This is a genomic window from Streptomyces sp. NPDC000410 (assembly GCF_040300305.1).
Taxonomy (GTDB): domain Bacteria; phylum Actinomycetota; class Actinomycetes; order Streptomycetales; family Streptomycetaceae; genus Streptomyces.
The window spans coordinates 1-19,761 of sequence record NZ_JBEPDM010000029.1 but is presented as its reverse complement, the minus strand read 5'-3'; the positions used below and the strand labels follow the sequence as shown (position 1 = coordinate 19,761).

Sequence of the window (19,761 nt, the reverse complement as noted above, 5' to 3'; positions counted from 1 at the left end):
CCGTACGCCCCCCTCCCTGTGCCGGGGTCACATGGTGGGCAGCCAGCTCACCTTCCCGGCTAGCAGCGCGTATCCGACGAACGCCACGATGTCGAGCAGCGCGTGGGCGACGACGAGCGGGCCGACGCGGCCCCACCTGCGGTAGAGCAGAACGAAGACCACGCCCATCACCATGTTGCCGATGAAGCCGCCGATCCCCTGGTAGAGGTGGTACGAGCCGCGCAGCACCGAACTGGCCACGAGCGCGGCCATCGGGGTCCAGCCCAACTGCCCGAGCCGGCGCAGCAGATACCCGACGACGATCACTTCCTCCACCAGGGAGTTCTGCAACGCCGAGAGGATCAGGACCGGGTACTTCCACCACACCTCGGGCAGCCCCTCGGGCACCACCGTCAGATTGAACCCGGCGGCCCTGGACACGAGGTAGAACGCGAGCCCGGCGCTGCCGATCCCGGCGGCCACCAGCGCGCCCCGCCCCAGATCGCTCCACGGCCTGGTGCGGTCGAGGCCGATGGCCTTCAGCCCTCCGGCCCCCCGCTCCCGCATCAGCAGATGCGCCACGAGCGCGACCGGCACCAGCGCCGTCGCGATGCCGAACAGCTGCCAGGCCAGATCCAGCCACGGCCGCCCCGGCACGATGGAGCTGTTGAGGGTGGCCGCCTGTTCCTTGAGCCCCCCGGGCTTCGTCAGCGACCCGACGAAGCTGATCACCGACGCCACCGCGCTGGCCCCCAGCGACAGCGCCAGCACGAGCAGCAACTCGCTCCGCAGAACCTTCCGCGGCAGCACCTCCGCGCCCCCGGCCTCGTGCACACGCGCCTCCATTCGCCCTCGATCCCGCCTCACACCGTGCTGCCCGCCCACCGGCGTTCGATCACCGGCGTGCGACCACAGCCACGAGGACCGTACGCGAGCGGCCGGACGCCCCGGCCTGCGGGCTCCTCCTGGGCCGGACCTCGTTCGGATGATCACCGATCCCTTACTCTGTGGCCTTCGACTGTCGCAAGGGGTGGGGATCCGCGTGTCGACGCAAGTGAACGATGACCGGACCAGTGATGACCGGACCGCGGACAGAGCACCGCTGAGCTGGGGGCGAAGGCTGCTCGGCGTACTGGTCCTGGGCGGTGTCGCGCTCATCCTCGTCGGCGGCGTCGCCGCCATCTTCATGTCCGGCTCGGGCTATGTACCGGGATTCTCCATGAAGACCGCCTGGGAGGCCCCGCACGACCGCGCCGCCGCCGAACACGGCAACGGCGACTGGCTCGTCGGCGACACCGTCGTCCGCAGCCGCTTCGACGCCGTCACCGCGTTCGACGTCAGATCGGGCAAGAAGCGCTGGGAGTACGTGCCCGGCCGGGCGGACATCTGCTCCGTCAGTACGGCCGCCGACGACTCGGTCGCCCTGATCGCCTACGGCGAGCCGGACAAGGGCTGCGCCACCGTCGCGGCGCTCGACCTCACCAACGGTCGCGAACTGTGGCACACCTCCCGCCTGCCCGGGTCAGCCGACGCGACCGACGTCGTCGCCACCGGCGGCGGACTCGCCGTGCTCCGCGACAGCGGCGGCTCCTCGGAGGTGACGGAGTCGCAGAAGCAGCCCGGCGTCCAGGCCGTGCGCGCCTTCGACCTGCGGACCGGCGCCCCGCGCTGGAAGGCCGCCGTGCCGAAGGGCTGTGTCCCGGTCCGGGTCGCCGCCGCCGCGAAGCAGGTCCACGCCGTCGTCGCATGTGACCGCGACGAACTGAAGCTCGCCGCGTTCGACCCGGCCGACGGCAAGGAGCGCTGGACCGTGCCCCTCGACGCCCGGCGGGGCATGGCCGCGGGCACGGGCGTGTCGTTCCTGTCCGCCGAGCCCGCCGTGGTGCAGGTCGGACAGACGCAGTTGACGGACGGTGGAGCGCAGTACCTCCTCGCCTTCGGACAGGACGGCCGCCCGCAGGGGCGGATCGACCTCGTCGGCGGCTACGGCAGGATCTCGTCGGAACATCCGGCCAAGGTGTCCGTCGCCGACGGACGGCTCTTCGCGGTCGCCACGTACGAGGGCAACCAGGGCGACTGGGAGCGGGTCGTCGTCTTCGACCTGGCGACCGGTGGCGAGCTGTGGCGGGCGGACATCGCGGGCAGCTGGTCGGAGATCATCGCGCTGCACGCGGAGGGCGGCCGGGTGACGGCCGTATCCGCCTCCTCGAAGTACAACGACGACGTGTACGTCTTCGACGCCGCCACGGGCGACGAGGAGGACGACCGCACCCTCCGCGACGACGTGGGCGACTACGAGGGCGATCTCCAGGATCTGCTCACCTACGAGGACCTGGTGATCGCCGTGCGCTGGGGCGAGGGCGTGCGGCCCTTCTCGGCGTACGAGCCCTGGTGACGGTCCCGGGGCCGGGCCGCCGCGGAGGCGGCCCGGACACGGCGTCGCTCCCGCGTCAGCCGTCGCCCCCCGGCGCGGCATCGGTGGTGCCGGCCCACACCGGCCAGGCGTGCACCGGCTCGCCCCGGCGCATCAGTTCGCCGTACCGGCGGGTGACCGCCGCGAGTGCGGCCTCGCGGTCGAGGCCGGTGTCGAGCGCGCGGTGGAAGGAATCCGCCTGCCAGGAGGCGCCGTTCACCCGGCGCCTGCAGCGCTCCTCGATGACGCCGAGGTAGAAGTCGCGGTCCGCGGGCTCCACGTTCCACGCGTCCAGCCCCGCCGCGGCGAGCGGCAGCAGTTCGTCCCGTACGAGCTTGACGGCCGGTACGCGGGTGAGTGCGCCGCCCCGGCCGGGGCGCGGCCAGTCCAGCTCGGCGTCGATGCCATGACGGCACGCGGCGTCGAAGTTGGCCTCGGCGGTCTCGAACGGCATCCGGGTCCACACCGGCCTGGACTCCTCGGCGAGCGCCCGCACGAGCCCGTAGTAGAGGGCGGCGTTGGCGATGACATCGGTGACCGTGGGCCCGGCCGGAAGCACCCGGTTCTCGACGCGCAGGTGCGGTACGCCGTCTGCGAGGCCGTAGACCGGCCGGTTCCAGCGGTAGACCGTGCCGTTGTGCAGGACGAGTTCCTGAAGCCGCGGCACTCCGCCGTCGTCGAGCACCCGCAGCGGGTCCTCCTCGTCGCAGATCGGCAGCAGCGCCGGGAAGTACCGCAGATTCTCCTCGAAGAGTTCGTACACCGAGCCGATCCAGCGCTCCCCGAACCAGGTCCGCGGCCGTACGCCCTGCGCCTGGAGCTCGGGCGGTCGGGTGTCGGTGGCCTGGGTGAACAGGGGCGGCCTGGACTCCCGCCACAGCTCCCGGCCGAACAGGAAGGGGGAGTTGGCACCGACCGCGATCTGCACCGCGGCGATGGCCTGCGCCGCGTTCCACACATCGGCGAACCGGGCCGGCGTCACCTGCAGGTGCAGCTGCACGGAAGTGCAGGCCGCCTCGGGCACGATCGACGTCGCGGTGACGCTGAGCCGTTCGACGCCTTCGATGTCGAGGGCGAAGTCCTCGCCGCGAGCCGTGACGATCTGATCGTTGAGCAGGATGTACCGGTCGACGTCCGAGAGGTTCTCGGAGACCAGATCATGCCGGGCGAGGGTCGGCAGAATTCCGATCATCACCACGCCGGCGTCGATCTCGGCGGCTTTGCGGTCGGCATATCCCAACCCCGTGCGCAGCTCCTCGTCGAGCTGGTCGAGGACGCGCCCGCTGAGCCGGTGCGGAGCCACGTTGACCTCCAGATTGAACATCCCGAGTTCGGTCTGGAAATCACGGCTGGCGATCCGGTCGAGTACTTCGGTATTCATCATTCGCGGCAGCCCGTCGGCACCGGCGAGATTCAACTCGAGCTCCAGCCCCATGAGATTCCTGGGCCGTTCGAACCTCTTCTCCACCAGGAGTCTCCCCAGCCCCTCGAGGCACTGCTGGAGCTTTCTCCGATACCTTTGCCGATCGGACAGGTCGAACCCGCCTGCCACGACCTTCTCCCCCATCGAAGCGTCCCTCCTCGAGTGGGCGCAGCGGCGGCCGTCGGCCGCTCGCGTACCGACGATAATGCCCAGGCCCACTGATCCATAAGGCCCCGTGCAACGCCGCTGACAGGTAGTCTGGTTCTCGCTTTCGAGCGGCACATTCCATCGGCATGGAACGGTACGCAGTTACCGCAGCGCGCCGGGTCGTGAAATCTCCGACGAGATTCGGCCCACCGCCTGCCGGGTAACACCCCAGGTGACACCTGTGCGTTCACAGGAAATCAACAGGAACTCCGCACGAAAAAGTCCTGATTCAGCCTTGACCGCAATACCTGGGACGGCTAGCAGAAACATCATGTGAACACGCGTCGTATAAACTTCGCTAGCGAGGCAGAGAGTTGGCTCCCGGCCATGGCCTTTGACCTCCCTCTGGCCCACGCTGACAGTGCCGTCCGCACCGCCCATGCCCTCGCACCACCATGTCTCTTGACTGAGAGGCGACCCACCATGCCCCTGCATGTCCCCCCTGCTCCCGCGCCCGCCCTGCGCAGCGTCCTCGCGGCACTCGGCTCCCCCTCCGCAGTCCGCGAAGACCGCACTCCCGCTCTCCGATCCGTCCAGGGCACGGTCTCGCCCGACCTGCCCCTCCCCGTCCATGTGCTGGACCAGGTCGTCCCGCGCACCGGCCGCTCGCCGCGCACCCGGCTGGTGGGCTGGCGGTTTATGATCCGTGGCGAAGAGCGCGCCGTCGCCGCCGCGGACACGATGCTGACCCCGGACGGCTGGGCCTTCTCGCACTTCTTCGAGGGCCCGTACATCGCATCGACCGAACGGGCGCTGGAGCAGGCGGAGCAGATAACGGGCAGCTACCAGCCACGGCTGCTGTCCGTGCCCGAGCTCTACATGCTCACGCTGTGGCTGCACGGGGACACGGAGGCCGACGCGTCGGGCGGCGGCCCCGATCCGTCCGACCTGCTGGTGCCGCTCGCGCCGGCCCCGCCGGGGATCGCCGCCCACCGTCCGCACCGGGTCGCGGACCTCCTGCCCGTGTTGACGCTGCGCGTCACCCCGGCTCCCCTCCTCGGTTCACCGGCCTGATCCTGCCTCCGGCGCCCCTGCCCCGTGTCCCCTGGTCACGGGGCACAGCCATGCCCCCTACCCCCATGCCCCATCCGGACTAGCCCGGTACGGCTACCCCGAACCACCCGAAAGGACAGTGCAGTTGGGCTGAACCGCCCGCGTGGGTGACACGTCTGTAAGTGGTGAGGGGAGCTGCCGCGAAATCCCTGCGGAAAGACTCCCGTGGGGCAACACTGGGACTGGACCGACAGATACGGGGGCGGCCATGAACACAGCGCCGAGCCGCAGGACTCTCACCACATCACAGCGAAAGAACCCACCCATGTGCCAGCATCAGCCACCCTGCCCGACAGCCGACTCTCCCGACCGGGAAGCCGCCCGCCTCGTGGCGCCCCACCCGGAGCAGGGTTGGAGCCTGCTGTGCAACGGCGTCCTGCTCTTCGAGGACACCGGTGAGCTGCTCCCGGACGGGCAGATCATCGCCCCGCACCGACCGCCGCTGCAGGTGGCCAAGGCTGCATAAGCCCTGCTCAAGGGATCAGGGAGAGGGATCAGGGAGACAACAAAGGGCCGGCTCGGAGAAAGCTCCGAACCGGCCCTGACGTATGTCCCTCGCGTCCAGCCCCGCCGGCGATTGACGCGCGGGGTCCGGGGCAGAGCCCCGGCAGGGGTCCGGGGGCAAAGCCCCCGGTTTCGGGAAGGGGCGGGGCGGGGACAAAGCCCGCCGCAGGCGCCCCCACCCGAGCCCTACGTCACCCGTCGTACTCGTCCAGCGGCGGGCAGGAGCAGACCAGGTTACGGTCGCCGAAGGCACCGTCGATCCGGCGCACCGGCGGCCAGTACTTGTCCGCGGCCGAGACACCGGCCGGGAAGACCGCCTCCTCACGGCTGTACGGGTGCTCCCAGTCCCCACCGAGCGCGGCCGCGGTGTGCGGGGCGTTGCGCAGCGGGTTGTCCTCGGCTGGCCACTCGCCCGAGGCGACCTTCTCGATCTCCGCACGAATCGCGATCATGGTGTCGCAGAAGCGGTCGATCTCGGCCAGATCCTCGCTCTCGGTGGGCTCGATCATCAGCGTGCCGGCCACCGGGAACGACATCGTCGGGGCGTGGAAGCCGTAGTCGATCAGCCGCTTGGCGATGTCGTCGACGCTGACGCCGGTCGCCTTCGACAGCGGCCGCAGGTCCACGATGCACTCGTGCGCGACGAGGCCCACCGGGCCCGTGTAGAGCACCGGGTAGTGCGGCTCCAGGCGCTTGGCGATGTAGTTCGCCGCGAGCACGGCGACCTGGGTGGCGCGCTTGAGGCCCTCGCCGCCCATGAGCCGCACGTACGCCCAGGAGATCGGCAGGATGCCGGCCGAGCCCCACGGGGCGGCCGAGATCGGGCCCACGCCCGTCTCCGGGCCCGCGGTCGGCTGGAGCGGGTGGTTCGGCAGGTACGGGGCGAGGTGCTCGCGGACGCCGACCGGGCCGACGCCGGGGCCACCGCCGCCGTGCGGGATGCAGAACGTCTTGTGCAGGTTGAGGTGCGAGACGTCGCCGCCGAACTTGCCCGGCTTGGCGAGGCCGACCAGCGCGTTGAGGTTGGCACCGTCGACGTACACCTGGCCGCCCGCCTCGTGCACCTGCGCGCAGATGTCGGCGACGTGCTCCTCGAACACACCGTGCGTCGAGGGGTACGTGATCATGAGCACCGACAGCTCGTCGCGGTGCTGCTCGATCTTGGCGCGCAGGTCCTCGACATCGATCTCTCCGTCGTCGGCGGTCTTGACGACGACGACCTTCATGCCCGCCATGACCGCGCTCGCGGCGTTGGTGCCGTGCGCGGAGGACGGGATGAGGCAGACGGTGCGCTGCTCGTCACCGTTGGCCCGGTGGTACGCCCGGACGGCGAGCAGTCCGGCCAGCTCGCCCTGCGAGCCGGCGTTCGGCTGGATGGAGACCCGGTCGTAACCGGTGACCTCGCAGAGACGTTCCTCCAGCTCGCGGATCAGGGTGAGGTAGCCCTGCACCTGCGCGACGGGGGCGAACGGGTGGATCTGGCCGAACTCGGGCCAGGTGACCGGCTCCATCTCCGTGGTCGCGTTCAGCTTCATGGTGCAGGAGCCGAGCGGGATCATGCCGCGGTCCAGCGCGTAGTCACGGTCGGCGAGCCTGCGCAGGTAGCGCAGCATCGCGGTCTCGGAGCGGTGGCTGTGGAAGACCGGGTGCGTCAGGTAGTCGTCGGTGCGCAGCAGCGCGGCCGGGAGCGTGTCGTCGGCCACGGCGTCGAGCGCCTCGACGTCCGCGTCGACCCCGAAGGCGGCCCAGACGGCGGTCAGCTGGGCGCGGCCCGTGGTCTCGTCGCAGGCGAGGGAGACGTGGTCGGCATCGACGAGGCGCAGGTTGACCCCGTTCTCGCGGGCGGCGGCGACGACCCCGGACGCCTTGCCCGGCACCCGGGCGGTCAGCGTGTCGAAGTACGCGCCGTGCACGAGCTCGACACCGCCCGCCCGCAGCCCCTCGGCGAGGATCGTGGCGTACCGGTGGGTGCGGCGCGCGATCACCCTCAGGCCGTCGGGGCCGTGGTAGACGGCGTACATCCCGGCCATGACGGCGAGCAGCACCTGCGCGGTGCAGATGTTGCTGGTGGCCTTCTCGCGGCGGATGTGCTGCTCACGGGTCTGCAGGGCGAGGCGGTAGGCCTTGTTGCCGTCCGCGTCGACGGACACGCCGACGAGCCGGCCGGGCAGGCTGCGGGCGTGCTTGGCCTGGACCGCCATGTAGCCGGCGTGCGGGCCGCCGAAGCCCATCGGAACGCCGAAGCGCTGGGTGGTGCCGACGGCGATGTCCGCGCCCAGCTCACCGGGCGAGGTGAGCAGTGTCAGCGCCAGCAGGTCGGCGGCGACCGTGACGATGGCGCCGAGCTCATGGGCCTGCTCGATGAGCGGCTTCAGGTCGCGGACGGCTCCGGAGGCGCCCGGGTACTGGAGGAGCACGCCGAAGACGCCGCGCTCGGCGACGTCGGCGGGGATGCCCTCGGTGAGGTCGGTGACGACGACCTCCACTCCGGTCGGCTCGGCGCGGGTCTCGATCACGGCGATGGTCTGCGGCAGGGTGTCGGCGTCGACCAGGAAGACGCCGTCCTTCACCTTGCCGACCCGCCGGGCCAGGGACATGGCCTCGGCGGCCGCGGTCCCCTCGTCGAGCAGCGAGGCGCCGGAGGTGGGCAGGCCGGTGAGGTCGGCGACCATCGTCTGGAAGTTGAGCAGCGCCTCGAGACGGCCCTGCGAGATCTCCGGCTGGTAGGGCGTGTACGCCGTGTACCAGGCCGGGTTCTCCATGACGTTGCGCAGGATGACCGGCGGGGTGAAGGTGCCGTAGTAGCCGAGGCCGATCATCGGTGCCAGGACCTTGTTGCGGTCCGCCAGGGAGCGCAGCTCGGCGAGGACCTCGGCCTCGGTGCGGGCCTCGGGCAGTCCGAGCGCCTCGGCGCTCTTGATCACGTCCGGCACTGCGGCGGCGGTCAGCTCGTCGAGCGAGCCGTAACCGACCTGCGCGAGCATCTTGGCCTGGGCCTCGGCGTCGGGCCCGATGTGGCGCTGCTCGAAGGGGGTGCCTCGCTCCAGCTGGGAGAGCGGAGTGCGGTTGGCGGTCATACGGAGGCCTCCTGGTCGATACGACCTGCGAGGGGCACCTGGGGGGTGCCCGGACGGCCTCCCCCTCTGTCATCTCAACCTGAGAGCTTCACCGGTCCGTCCGCGCGCTGACGTCCCGGCTTTCACCGTCGGTGAGGGTGGGTGCCGTCCGACGCCCGCCCTGCTTTCCAGAGTGACCTCTTCCGTGCGGTACGGGGGCCTGAGAGATTCCGGGGAGGATTTGCTCCTTCGGCGCCTACGGCACATTCGCCGGAGGACTCTCCCGCACGGGGTCAGCAGCCGTCTGCCAGCCTACCAGCGAGGACTTGGCCTCAGCCCTCGAGTGGCCGACCCCACAATTGTGCACTTTCGTAGTACGTACGGAGCAGTGCGACCAGTTGGAGGGACCGTGCAGACCGATATCGATCCGCGCAGCCTGATCGGCCGCAAGGCGTTCGACCGCAACGGGACCAAGATCGGGACCGTCGACGAGGTGTATCTGGACGACGCGACGGGGGTACCGGAGTGGGCGGCGGTACGCACCGGGCTGTTCAGCCGGGACGCGTTCGTGCCGCTGGAGCCCAGCGAACTCACGGGCGACGGCCTCCACATACCCTTCGAGCGCGCCTTGATCAAGGACGCTCCCGACTTCGGCGTCGGCCGGCACCTCTCGCCCGAACAGGAACTCCAGCTCTACCACCACTACGGTCTCGACCTCCCCGCTCCCCCGGCGGCCGACCAGGACTTCGGGCGGCGCCCGGGCGACGACGACCGATCCGACCGATCCGGCTGATCCCGCTCATCCGCCTCGTCCGGCACTTCCGGCTCTTCCGGCACTTCCGGCTCTTCCGGCTCTTCCGGCTCTTCCGGCTCTTCCGGCTCTTCCGGCTCTTCCGGCTCTTCCGGCTCTTCCGGCACTTCCGGCTCTTCCAGCTCCGGACGGACCAGCGGCAGCGGCTCCGACGGCTCCAGGTCCGGGTCGTCGACCGAGAAGGTCCGCACCCTGCCCGGCACGGCCGACCACGGCTCCTCGAATCGGACGGTGACCCGCCCGAGCCCGCTGCCCTGCACCCAGCCCGCCCCGTACCGCGCATGCCGCACGTCGTGTCCGGCCGCCCAGTGCCGCCCGGTCGGCGCTTGCTGCTCCACCGGCTCCGCCTCGTCCCGGACGGGGCCGTGCTCCTCCGGGATCCTGTCGGCATCCCCGGGACCGCGCTCTCCCGCCGCCGCCTGCGCGAACAGATCCTCCTGCGTGTAGTCGGCGAGACCGCTCACGCCCACCCCGAGCAACCTCACCCCACCCGTGGTGTCCACCGACTCCAGCAGCCGGGCCGCCGCCTCCCGCACCACGGCCGGATCGTCCGTGGGCCCGCGCAGCGTCTCCGACCGGGTCAGCGTCGAGAAGTCGTACCTGCGCACCTTCAGCACGATCGTCCGCCCGGAGTGCCCCGACCCGCGCAGCCGCCGCACACACCGGTCGGCGAGCCGCTCCACCTCCAGCCGGATCCGCACCCGGTCGTGCAGATCCACGTCGAAGGTGTCCTCCACCGACACCGACTTCGCGTCGCGCTCGGCCACCACGGGCCGGTCGTCGTGTCCGAGCGCCATCCGGAACAGCGAGGCCCCGTGCGCCTTCCCGAGCAGCCGTACGAGCTCGTCCTCGCCCGCCTCGGCCAGCTCGGCGACCGTGGTCATCCCCGCCCGTCGCAGATGCTCCCCCGTCGCCGGCCCCACCCCCGGGAGCGTCCGCACCGACATCGGCCCCAGCAGCTCCCGCTCGGTCCCCGGCTCGATGAGCACGAGGCCGTCGGGCTTCGCCTGCTCGGAGGCGATCTTCGCCAGCATTTTCGAACCCGCCAAGCCGACCGAACCGGTCAGCCCCGTGACCGCGAGAATGTCCCTGCGCAGCCGCTCACCGGCCTCGCGCGCCGAGGGCGAGTCATGGGCCGCGCCCCCGGCCTCCAGGTCCACGAAGGCCTCGTCCAGGCTCAGCGGCTCCACCAGGGGCGACAGCCGGCCCAGCAGCTCCATCACCTGCTCGCTCACCGTCCGGTAGAGCGAGAACCTCGGCACGAGGTACGCCGCGTTCGGACAGAGCCGCCGGGCCTGGCCCATCGGCATCGCCGAGTGCACCCCGAAGCGTCTCGCCTCGTACGAGGCCGTGGCCACGACCCCGCGCGGGCCGAGCCCGCCGACCACCACCGGTTTTCCGCGCAGGCTGGGCTTCGCCGCCTGCTCGGCGGCGGCGAAGAACGCATCCATGTCGAGATGCAGAATCGTCGGCGCGGGTCTCACACCCCTGATGCTGCCCTACGCCACTGACAATCGGCCGTACGCGCGTACGAGCGTCTTTGCGACCGGGAGCCGCAGCACGGCCCGGACGGCCCGCTCGCGGCGCTCAGACCGCCCGGTCGCGGCGGCGCCTGGCCAGCTCGTCGGCCGGATTGTGGCCGACCAGCGTCTCACCGGTGTCCACGCGCTCGCCGTGCAGCTGAGAGAGGGCCGCCTCGACGTCCCGCCATACGACGCCCACGGCGATCCCGAAGACACCCTGGCCGCCCTGGAGCAGATCCACGACCTCGTCGGGCGAGGAGCACTCGTAGACCGTCGCTCCGTCGCTCATCAGCGTCATCCGCTCCAGGTCCGTGAAGCCGCGGGCCCTCAGGTGCTGCACCGCGGTCCGGATGTTCTGCAGCGCGACGCCCGTGTCCAGGAAGCGCTTCACGATCTTGAGGACGACGACGTCCCGGAAGCTGTAGAGCCGCTGAGTGCCGGAGCCGTACGCGGGGCGTACGCTCGGCTCCACCAGGCCCGTGCGGGCCCAGTAGTCGAGCTGCCGGTAGGTGATGCCCGCCGCCGCGCACGCGGTCGGCCCCCGGTAGCCGATGGTCTCGGTCGAGGGGTCGGCCGAACTGATGGGAAGCGGATACGGCCCGCCCTGCCCGGGACCGCGTCCGAGAGGATCCTCTGCCGTACCGTCGCCGCTGTGTCTCACGCCGACCTCCGTCCTTGACCTGCCATCACGACGGTAGGCAGTCACTCGGGGTGCGTCAACGATCGCCACACTCGGCACGCCGAGTGATAATCACCCTGAGAGTGGTTTTCCGTGCCCCGGTCCGGGGAAAGGCTACTCGAATGTGCTTCGTGACCCGCCTATGACGGGCCACGAAGCGGGACGGTCACTGGCTGCTGGAGCCGAAGTCCTCCGGCGAGATCTGGTCGAGGAACTCGCGGAACTTCTCGACCTCGTCCTCCTGCTCGTCCGGAATCGCGATACCCGCGTCGTCCAGCACCCCGTCACTGCCGTAGATCGGCGTTCCGGTGCGCAGGGCGAGCGCTATCGCGTCGGAGGGCCGGGCGCTGACCTCGACCCCGCTCGCGAAGACCAGCTCCGCGTAGAACACGCCCTCCCGCAGGTCTGTGATCCGGACCTCGGTGAGCTCCTGCCCGACGGCTTCCAGCACGTCCTTGAACAGGTCGTGGGTCAGCGGCCTCGCGGGAGCCATGCCCTGCTGCGCGAAGGCGATCGCGGTCGCCTCCCCGGGTCCGATCCAGATGGGGAGGTAGCGGTCGCCTCCCACTTCACGCAGGAGCACGATCGGCTGGTTGGAGGGCATTTCCACCCGGACACCCACAACGTCGAGCTCGTTCACACAGCAACCCTAGGACGTGCCCGGCAGGTTTGGGTAGTCGGGCTCCTCCAAGATCAGCGCAGTCGGACACCCAGTGCCGTCGAGACCAGGGCCTCGTGGAGCCGGACGGAGAGGGTCGCCAGCTCCTTCGTCGTTGCCTCGGCATGGGCTCTGGTCTGCGGATTACGGTGCCGGCGCAGCGGAGCGACCACTTGTTCGACCAGTCCGGCCTCCCGGTCGGCGGCCGCCTTCATGGCGCGCAAGTGCCTCGGTTCCAGACCGAATCTGCCCAGATCCGCGATCAGTTTGGCCACGGTCACGGACTCCGCGTCGTAACCGCCGTCCGGCACGGGAGCGATGAGTGCGTACGACTCCCACTCGTCGAGCTCCGCCTCGGTCACCTCCGCGGCCGCGAGCAGCTCGGCCCTGCCGACCCGGGCCGCGGTGGGCCGCCCGGCCCCGGGATCCGCGCCCGGCGGCTGTGCGTCCCCGGGCGTGCCATGGACCGGCAGCGGCGGCTGCTCACCGCGGCTCAGGGCGTCGAGATGCTCCCGGATGACCTTCAGGGGAAGATAGTGGTCCCGCTGCATGCGCAGCACCTGGGCCAGCCGCTCGACGTCCTCCGGACTGAACTTGCGGTAGCCGGACGGTGTGCGGCGCGGCTCGACCAGGCCCTCGGCCTCGAGGAAACGGATCTTGGAGATCGTGACCTCGGGGAACTCGTCACGCAGCTGGTTCAGCACCGAGCCGATGCTGACCAGCCGGTCGCCGCCGACGGTGCCGCTGCCGGCACCGCCCGTCGGAGTTGTTCGCAGCATGGACCTTCCCTGAAAGGGTCACACGCCCCGCTGGCTCGAGCAGAAGACCAGCCGGTACTTACCGATCTGAACCTCGTCACCGTTCGACAGCAGGACCGAGTCGATCGGCTCCCGGTTGACATACGTGCCATTCAGACTGCCGACATCCGTGACGCTGAACGTACCGTCGGGGGCCCTGCGGAACTCCACATGGCGCCGGGACACGGTCACGTCGTCGAGGAAGATGTCGCTCTGCGGGTGGCGGCCGGCCGTGGTCAGCTCACCGTCCAGCAGGAAGCGGCTGCCCGAGTTGGGCCCGCGACGCACCACGAGCAGCGCCGAGCCGAGCGGCAGCGCGTCGACGGCCGCCTGGGCCTCGGGGGACAACGAGGGCACGGCGGTCTGGCCCGTCACCTCGGAGTCGTAGGCCTCCAGCCCCGAGATGGAGATCGTCGAGGTCGTCTCCGAGGCACGCTCCGCCTGGGCCCCTGGCCGCAGCGGCGCCCCGCAGTTGGAGCAGAAACGGCTGGCCTCGGCGTTGCGGTGCCCGCACCGCGTACAAACCGGCATGGACGGATCCTCCTGCCGCGGCTGCCCCGCGGGGGCCTGGGATGCGTACGGGTCGGAGGCAAACTCTCCACCCGTACTTGAGGTTGACGGTTCTCCGAAACCTATGCGGCCGGGACCGGCAGGGTCAACAGCGGACGCGCCCTGACCGCCGGGAATGTGACCACCCGGCCCTGCGACCTCGTCCCGGAAGAGCGGCCGCTCGCCGCTCTGCTCCGCCTCCTGGCCATGGCGCGGTGCGCGATGGCGGGCGGAGTTGCCGCTGTCCTCGCGTGCGCTCTTGCCGAACAACTTCCCAAACAACTTCACGGGCGATTCCCCTTGACCGAAACAGACCCGCCCGTGGGGCAGGAACCCTGACTCAACACACCTGCCGACCCGGACATTCTCACAACGTCCGTATCCTCCGGACAGTTTCCACCACGCAGCACGCTTACGATGCGTCGACCCCCCGCAACCTCTTGCCCTAGTCCGGACACCCCTGTGTCCCCCCGTCTCACTGGGAGGACGACCGAGCGTAGTCAGGCCGTTCCGCTGGTCGCAAGGCGTCCACAACGATCTTCTCCGAGCGGGCCACCGTGGCCGTGGCCTGCTCCTTCTCCAGGGTCTGCACCACACCCCCGGGGATGTTCAGCGCCGGCTCCAGATCCTGCGGCTTGCCGATCACCTTGAAGCGGTACGGCGCGTCCACTTTCTTGCCGTCGACCTCGATGTCGCCGTCGCCGCCGGAGAAGTACGAGTTCGCCACGACCCGGACGTCGTTGATCTGGATGGCCTCCGCGCCTGCCGCGCGCAGCTCCTGGATCGCGTCGAGCAGCATGTCCGCCTCGACCGCGCCCGACCCGTCGTCGATGGTCAGGGTGATACCCGGACCCTGGGCCGCCACCGTACCCGCGAGGATTCCCAGCTGCCGCTCCTTTTCCTGAGTCTGCCGCCGCGCCTCCTCGGCCTGGTCCGAGCTGGTCTCCAGCTCGGTCCGCTGGTCCTCCAGACGCTGCTTCTCATCTTCAAGACGCGTGGTGCGGTCATCAAGTTCATCGAGGATGCGCACCAGATCCTCCTGGCGCGCACCGCGCAGGGCGCTGTTGTCGCTGGTGGACCGGACCTGGATGGCCAGACCCAGGCCCAGGACGAACAGCAGCAGCGCGACGATGAGTTGGGCCCGGGAGACCCGCGGCGGCCAGAGCCCTTCGATCAGCCGCTGCCGGCCGGTCGGCTCCGGGGTCGGCGCGGGCGGCTCGGCGGCGGGGCCGCCCGGATCCTTCGGCGGCTGCCCTTCGCCCTTCATCGCTTCGTTCTCGCTCATCGGCCTCACGCCCGGAACACGTGCCGGCGGATGGCGGCAGCGTTGGAGAAGATCCGGATGCCCAGGACGACGACGACACCTGTCGACAGCTGGGCGCCGACGCCCAGCTTGTCCCCGAGGAACACGATCAGGGCCGCGACGACGACGTTCGACAGGAACGAGACCACGAAGACCTTGTCGACGAAGATCCCGTCGAGCATGGCCCGCAGGCCGCCGAATACCGCGTCCAGGGCCGCGACCACGGCGATCGGCAGGTAGGGCTCGACCACCGCCGGCACTTCGGGCCGGACCAACAGTCCGACCACGACTCCCACGACGAGGCCCAGTACGGCGATCACGATGTGCCCTTCCCTGTGTCTGCGGTGCCCTGTCCGCCGCCCGTCCTGGCAGCGGTGGTCCTCGGCTGTGCGGTACGTACGATCAGGCTCGGCGCGGCAGGCAGACGCACCTCTTCCTGCGCGGAAATGCTGGTGCGGATGCCGAAGTTCTCCTGCAGCGCGTGCAGGTACTGGCCGTCGGCGCTGTCCTGGAAGGCGGTGCTCAGCTTCTTCCCGTCCCCCACCGCCAGCACCGTGTACGGCGGCACCAGCGGCTTGTTGTCGACCAGTATGGCGTCGCCGGCCGCGCGGATCGCGGACAGGGCGGTGAGCCGCTGTCCGTTGATCGCGACGGCCTCCGCACCGGACTGCCACAGTCCGTTGACGACGCGCTGCATGTCCCGGTCCCGGACCCGCCCCGTATCGGCGAAGCCGCTGCCCTCCCGCGGGCCGTCGCCGCCACCCTCCGTGCCCTCGGCGTCGTCGATGACGAGCTTGATCCCCGGCCCGTGCAGCTCGGTCGCACCGGAGAGCAGCGCGACCAGTTCGCCCTGGTCCCCGCCGTGCTTCTCCAGTGCCTTGCGCTGGCGCTCGCCGACCTCGTCACGCAGCTGCTCGACTTCGGCCTCCAGCTCGTCGGCCGCCGAGGTCTCCGCCTCGATACGGTCGATGAGCTCCTCGCGCTCCTTCGCCACCACCGGTGCCGATATCCGCGCCTGCGCGGCACCCAGCGTGACCACGAACGCCGCCAGGACCAGGCCCGCGGCGAGCCACAACTTCGTCCGCAGCGTCTTGGGCAGCCCACCGCCCTCCGCGTCCCTGCGGGCCGCCGCCTCGGCGTAGCCGTCGTCGAGGCTGTGATCCATGACATTGGTCAGCAGCGACATGGACGCATCGGGACGCGGCGGGGGTGAGGCGGTGCTCCGAACGGGGGGCTGCTGCGGCATGCCGCACATCGTCGCACGTCGCAGCCGCTACCGCCGAATGGCCCCACCGGTGTGCCGGACGGCGGCCCTCACCGCCCTCCGGCACACCGCCCGCAGCTCAGTGACCTGCGCTGTCCACGACGCCGGACCATTCGTCGAGCAGTGCCTGGGCCGACGTGTCGTCGGGGCCTTCGGCCCACAGATGGGTGACGGCTTCGGCGGGGTCGGGCAGCACCATCACCCACCGCCCGTCCGCCTCGACGACGCGCACACCATCGGTCGTGTCGACGGACCGGTCTCCCGCGGCCTCGACGACCTTGCGCATGACCAGTCCCTTGACCGCCCAGGGAGTGGCGACGTCCCGCCGCAGGACATGCGCGCGTGGAATCCGCGCGTCGATCTGGCTGAGCGTGAGCTGTGTACGGGCCACCAGTCCGATCAGCCGCACGAAGGCCGCCGTGCCGTCGAAGACACTGCTGAATTCGGGAACGATGAAGCCGCCACGGCCGTCTCCACCGAAGATGGTGGATTCCTCCCGGCAGACCCGGGTCAGATCGTCGGGCGACGTCGTCGTCCATTCGACCTGCGTGCCGTGGTACGCGGCGACCTGCTCTGCGATACGTGTCGTCGTCACCGGCAGAGCGACCCGCCCGCTGCGCCGCTCGGCGGCCACCAGATCGAGCAGGACGAGCAGGGCGCGGTCGTCCTCGATGATCCGGCCCCGCTCGTCGACGAGTGAGAGCCGCTCCCCGACGGTGTCGAACCGCACGCCGAACGCGGCCCGCGCGGACGCCACGATCTCCCCGAGCCGCACCAGCCCCTTGCGGCGGGCGTCGGCCGTCTCGGTCGGCCTCGACTCGTCGAGGCCGGGATTGATGGTCAGGGAGTCCACACCGAGCCGGCCGAGGAGACTCGGCAGAACGAGACCCGCGCTGCCGTTCGAGGCGTCGACGACGACCTTGAGGCCTGCCTCGGCGATCCCCGTCGTATCGACGTTGCGCAGCAGCGATCCGGTGTACGAGTCGAAGACGCTGGCGGGGAAGGACAGGTCCCCGATCTCACCGGGGAACGCCCGACGGTACTCCTGCCGCGCGTACACCCGGTCCAGCTTCCGCTGCCCGGCCTGCGACAGGTCCGCCCCGCGCTCGTCGAAGAACATGATGTCCACGGAGTCCGGCACGCCCGGCGAGGTCCGGATCATGATCCCGCCGGCGCTTCCACGAGCCGTCTGCTGACGCGCGACCGGCAACGGCACATTCTCCAGGTCCCGTACGTCGATGGCGCTGGCCTGGAGCGCCGAGATCACCGCACGCTTGAGGGCCCGCGCACCACGCGAGTGGTCCCGAGCCGTGGTGACGGTCGCGCCCTTCTTGAGGGTTGTCGCGTACGCTCCCGCGATCCGTACGGCGAGCTCCGGCGTGATCTCCACATTGATGATTCCGGAGACGCCCCGCGCGCCGAACAGATGCGCCTGGCCGCGCGACTCCCAGATCACCGAGGTGTTGACGAAGGCGCCGGCCTCGATCGTCTTGAACGGATAGACCCGCACATTGCCCTGAACAATCGATTCCTCACCGATCAGGCACTCGTCGCCGATGACCGCGCCGTCCTCGATGCGAGCGGCACGCATGATGTCGGTGTTCTTGCCGATCACACAGCCACGAAGGTTGCTGTGCTGCCCGATGTAGACGTTGTCGTGCACGACGGCCCGGTGCAGGAACGCCCCGCTCTTCACGACCACGTTTGAGCCGACGACGGTGTGCTCACGGATTTCCGCGTCGGCTTCGACCTTGGCGTAGTCCCCGATGTAGAGCGGCCCGCGCAGCACCGCGTCGGGATGCACCTCCGCACCCTCAGCGACCCATACGCCGGGCGAGATCTCGAACCCGTCGAGCTCGACGTCGACCTTGCCTTCGAGCACGTCGGCCTGGGCCTTCACATAGCTCTCGTGCGTGCCCACGTCTTCCCAGTAGCCCTCGGCGACATAGCCGTAGATCGGCTTGCCTTCCTTCATGAGCTGCGGGAAGACATCGCCGGACCAGTCCACCGGAACATCGGCCTCGACGTAGTCGAAGACCTCGGGCTCCATCACGTAGATGCCCGTATTCACGGTGTCCGAGAAGACCTGCCCCCAGGTCGGCTTTTCGAGGAACCGTTCGACCTTGCCCTCTTCGTCCACGATGGTGATGCCGAATTCCAGCGGATTGGGCACCCGGGTCAGGCACACCGTGACCAGTGCGCCCTTCTCTTTGTGGAACGTGATGAGGTCGGTCAGGTCGAAGTCGGTGAGCGCGTCTCCGGAGATGACAAGGAAGGCGTCGTCCTTCAGCGCCTCCTCGGCATTCTTCACACTCCCCGCGGTGCCGAGCGGCTTCTCCTCGTTGGCATAGGTCAGCTCCATCCCGAGCTCTTCGCCGTCGCCGAAGTAGTTCTTGACGAGGGAGGCGAGGAACTGCACGGTCACGACGGTCTCATTGAGCCCATGCCGCTTCAGCAAGCGCAGCACATGCTCCATGATCGGCCTATTGGCCACCGGCAGGAGTGGCTTGGGCATGCTTGAGGTCATGGGGCGAAGTCGTGTTCCTTCGCCACCAGCCATCACGACGGCCTTCATGTCGGAAGCGTCCTCCTTGAAGAGACGACGGTCCAGCCGACTTCACCCGTCCGGGCAGGCCCTTCCGATGACATACGCGGGCCGAGGCACTCTGCTCCAGCTCCGGACAGACGGCTCAATCAGCCACGGAATCAGCCTTGACGAGCCGGCGGACTTGAACCACGTAGAGGATCCCTGCCCACCAATACAGAGTTGTACCCCATCCGGCGAACGCCCATCCGAAAACTTCAGCAAGTGACGCAAGCCACCCGTTTCCGTCACTGAGCAGTAGCAACGGGAACGCATACATCAGGTTGAAGGTTGCAGCTTTGCCGAGGAAGTTCACCTGAGGCGGCGGATAGCCGTGCCGGCGAAGGATTCCCACCATCACCAGCAGCATCAGCTCACGGGCCAAAAGCGCCGCGGTCAGCCAGAGCGGCAGGATCTCCCGCCAGGTCAGCCCCACCAGGGTGGAAAGGATGTAAAGCCGATCAGCAGCGGGGTCGAGGATGCGCCCCAGGCTGCTGATCTGGTTCCAGCGCCGGGCGAGCTTGCCGTCGAGGTAGTCACTGACGCCACTCAGCAGCAGCACAAGCAGCGCCCACCCATCAGCGTTCGGTCCACCGAACTCGGGCAGGAGGATCAACCACAGGAACAACGGCACGCCGACAAGGCGGGCCATGCTGAGGATGTTAGGGATGGTGAGTACCCGGTCCGTCTGAACACGGGTCTCCTGGACCTCCACCCGGGGGCCTCCTGCTGTGTGGAACGTGCCAATGATGCCCCCCGACCTTACCCTCAGGCTCATACGTGCTGGACATGGGGGTGCCTAAGGTGCCTAAACGCGGAAAAGCCCCGGACCGTTACCCGGTCCGGGGCTCTCCACACAATCCGTTCGGCGGCGTCCTACTCTCCCACAGGGTCCCCCCTGCAGTACCATCGGCGCTGAAAGGCTTAGCTTCCGGGTTCGGAATGTAACCGGGCGTTT

At 69.6% G+C, this 19,761-nt stretch carries 17 protein-coding genes, 1 rRNA gene and 1 riboswitch; of the genes, 4 read left to right on the top strand and 14 right to left on the bottom strand.

Annotated features, from left to right (window positions below; translation table 11 throughout):
- Positions 1–27: 27 nt before the first annotated feature.
- Complete coding sequence (locus tag ABT342_RS25005) at positions 28–825, bottom strand: CPBP family intramembrane glutamic endopeptidase (RefSeq protein WP_351577969.1); 798 nt, start codon at positions 823–825, stop codon at positions 28–30.
- A 196-nt stretch (positions 826–1,021) separates the two neighbouring features.
- Here ABT342_RS25005 and ABT342_RS25000 point away from each other — a divergent pair, with 196 nt between their 5' ends.
- Positions 1,022–2,374 carry an outer membrane protein assembly factor BamB family protein gene (locus ABT342_RS25000; RefSeq protein ID WP_351577966.1) on the top strand — a complete coding sequence of 451 codons (1,353 nt, stop codon included), beginning with the start codon at positions 1,022–1,024 and terminating at the stop codon, positions 2,372–2,374.
- Between the two features lie 55 nt (positions 2,375–2,429).
- Here ABT342_RS25000 and ABT342_RS24995 read toward each other — a convergent pair whose 3' ends face one another.
- Entirely contained in the window at positions 2,430–3,959 is a 1,530-nt protein-coding gene (locus ABT342_RS24995) for a glutamate-cysteine ligase family protein (RefSeq protein WP_351577963.1), read from the bottom strand.
- A gap of 486 nt (positions 3,960–4,445) precedes the next feature.
- On the opposite strand from ABT342_RS24995, the gene ABT342_RS24990 reads away from it, so the two are divergent.
- Together ABT342_RS24990 and ABT342_RS24985 are read left to right on the top strand one after the other, a co-directional pair.
- The gene (locus tag ABT342_RS24990) at positions 4,446–5,036 is read left to right on the top strand and encodes a hypothetical protein (RefSeq protein ID WP_351577960.1); all 591 of its coding nucleotides are present in this window, start codon (positions 4,446–4,448) and stop codon (positions 5,034–5,036) included.
- A gap of 304 nt (positions 5,037–5,340) precedes the next feature.
- Positions 5,341–5,541: a DUF5999 family protein gene (locus ABT342_RS24985; protein WP_351577957.1), complete on the top strand. Its 201-nt coding sequence runs from the start codon at positions 5,341–5,343 to the stop codon at positions 5,539–5,541.
- A gap of 229 nt (positions 5,542–5,770) precedes the next feature.
- Here ABT342_RS24985 and gcvP read toward each other — a convergent pair whose 3' ends face one another.
- Positions 5,771–8,656 (bottom strand): aminomethyl-transferring glycine dehydrogenase, encoded by a 2,886-nt coding sequence (gene gcvP, locus ABT342_RS24980; protein ID WP_351577955.1) that lies wholly within the window; start codon positions 8,654–8,656, stop codon positions 5,771–5,773.
- Positions 8,657–8,833: 177 nt separating this feature from the next.
- Positions 8,834–8,931, bottom strand: a riboswitch (glycine riboswitch).
- Between the two features lie 113 nt (positions 8,932–9,044).
- On the opposite strand from gcvP, the gene ABT342_RS24975 reads away from it, so the two are divergent.
- Positions 9,045–9,428, top strand: coding sequence for a PRC-barrel domain-containing protein (locus tag ABT342_RS24975; RefSeq protein ID WP_351577954.1), 384 nt, complete (start codon positions 9,045–9,047; stop codon positions 9,426–9,428).
- Here the strand turns inward: ABT342_RS24975 and ABT342_RS24970 are convergent.
- From ABT342_RS24970 to rrf, 11 genes are all read right to left on the bottom strand, one after another.
- The gene (locus tag ABT342_RS24970; RefSeq protein ID WP_351577952.1) at positions 9,338–10,930 is read right to left on the bottom strand and encodes a DNA polymerase IV; all 1,593 of its coding nucleotides are present in this window, start codon (positions 10,928–10,930) and stop codon (positions 9,338–9,340) included. The genes ABT342_RS24975 and ABT342_RS24970 overlap by 91 nt on opposite strands.
- Positions 10,931–11,033: 103 nt before the next feature.
- Positions 11,034–11,630: a MerR family transcriptional regulator gene (locus tag ABT342_RS24965; protein ID WP_351577950.1), complete on the bottom strand. Its 597-nt coding sequence runs from the start codon at positions 11,628–11,630 to the stop codon at positions 11,034–11,036.
- A 184-nt stretch (positions 11,631–11,814) separates the two neighbouring features.
- The gene (locus ABT342_RS24960; RefSeq protein WP_026281837.1) at positions 11,815–12,288 is read right to left on the bottom strand and encodes a bifunctional nuclease family protein; all 474 of its coding nucleotides are present in this window, start codon (positions 12,286–12,288) and stop codon (positions 11,815–11,817) included.
- 53 nt (positions 12,289–12,341) lie between these two features.
- Positions 12,342–13,085 carry a transcriptional regulator FtsR gene (gene ftsR / locus ABT342_RS24955; RefSeq protein WP_351577948.1) on the bottom strand — a complete coding sequence of 248 codons (744 nt, stop codon included), beginning with the start codon at positions 13,083–13,085 and terminating at the stop codon, positions 12,342–12,344.
- Between the two features lie 18 nt (positions 13,086–13,103).
- Complete coding sequence (locus tag ABT342_RS24950) at positions 13,104–14,045, bottom strand: FHA domain-containing protein (RefSeq protein ID WP_351578168.1); 942 nt, start codon at positions 14,043–14,045, stop codon at positions 13,104–13,106.
- Positions 14,046–14,127: 82 nt separating this feature from the next.
- Positions 14,128–14,937 (bottom strand): DUF881 domain-containing protein, encoded by an 810-nt coding sequence (locus ABT342_RS24945; RefSeq protein ID WP_502965608.1) that lies wholly within the window; start codon positions 14,935–14,937, stop codon positions 14,128–14,130.
- A 5-nt stretch (positions 14,938–14,942) separates the two neighbouring features.
- Complete coding sequence (locus ABT342_RS24940; RefSeq protein WP_003970459.1) at positions 14,943–15,275, bottom strand: small basic family protein; 333 nt, start codon at positions 15,273–15,275, stop codon at positions 14,943–14,945.
- The gene (locus tag ABT342_RS24935; protein WP_351577946.1) at positions 15,272–16,201 is read right to left on the bottom strand and encodes a DUF881 domain-containing protein; all 930 of its coding nucleotides are present in this window, start codon (positions 16,199–16,201) and stop codon (positions 15,272–15,274) included. Before ABT342_RS24935 ends, ABT342_RS24940 begins: the two co-directional genes overlap by 4 nt.
- A 97-nt stretch (positions 16,202–16,298) precedes the next feature.
- Complete coding sequence (locus tag ABT342_RS24930) at positions 16,299–18,794, bottom strand: sugar phosphate nucleotidyltransferase (RefSeq protein ID WP_351577944.1); 2,496 nt, start codon at positions 18,792–18,794, stop codon at positions 16,299–16,301.
- Between the two features lie 115 nt (positions 18,795–18,909).
- Positions 18,910–19,518 (bottom strand): cardiolipin synthase ClsA, encoded by a 609-nt coding sequence (gene clsA, locus ABT342_RS24925; RefSeq protein ID WP_351577942.1) that lies wholly within the window; start codon positions 19,516–19,518, stop codon positions 18,910–18,912.
- A gap of 148 nt (positions 19,519–19,666) precedes the next feature.
- Positions 19,667–19,761, bottom strand: a 5S ribosomal RNA gene (gene rrf, locus ABT342_RS24920); the annotation flags it as partial.

Coding starts and splice junctions, on each gene's coding strand:
- ABT342_RS25005 (WP_351577969.1), bottom strand. CDS start 825: ATGGAGGCGCGTGTGCACGAGGCCGGGGGCGCGGAGGTGCTGCCGCGG.
- ABT342_RS24995 (WP_351577963.1), bottom strand. CDS start 3,959: ATGGGGGAGAAGGTCGTGGCAGGCGGGTTCGACCTGTCCGATCGGCAA.
- ABT342_RS24990 (WP_351577960.1), top strand. CDS start 4,446: ATGCCCCTGCATGTCCCCCCTGCTCCCGCGCCCGCCCTGCGCAGCGTC.
- ABT342_RS24985 (WP_351577957.1), top strand. CDS start 5,341: ATGTGCCAGCATCAGCCACCCTGCCCGACAGCCGACTCTCCCGACCGG.
- gcvP (WP_351577955.1), bottom strand. CDS start 8,656: ATGACCGCCAACCGCACTCCGCTCTCCCAGCTGGAGCGAGGCACCCCC.
- ftsR (WP_351577948.1), bottom strand. CDS start 13,085: ATGCTGCGAACAACTCCGACGGGCGGTGCCGGCAGCGGCACCGTCGGC.
- ABT342_RS24945 (WP_502965608.1), bottom strand. CDS start 14,937: ATGAGCGAGAACGAAGCGATGAAGGGCGAAGGGCAGCCGCCGAAGGAT.
- ABT342_RS24935 (WP_351577946.1), bottom strand. CDS start 16,201: ATGCCGCAGCAGCCCCCCGTTCGGAGCACCGCCTCACCCCCGCCGCGT.
- ABT342_RS24930 (WP_351577944.1), bottom strand. CDS start 18,794: ATGAAGGCCGTCGTGATGGCTGGTGGCGAAGGAACACGACTTCGCCCC.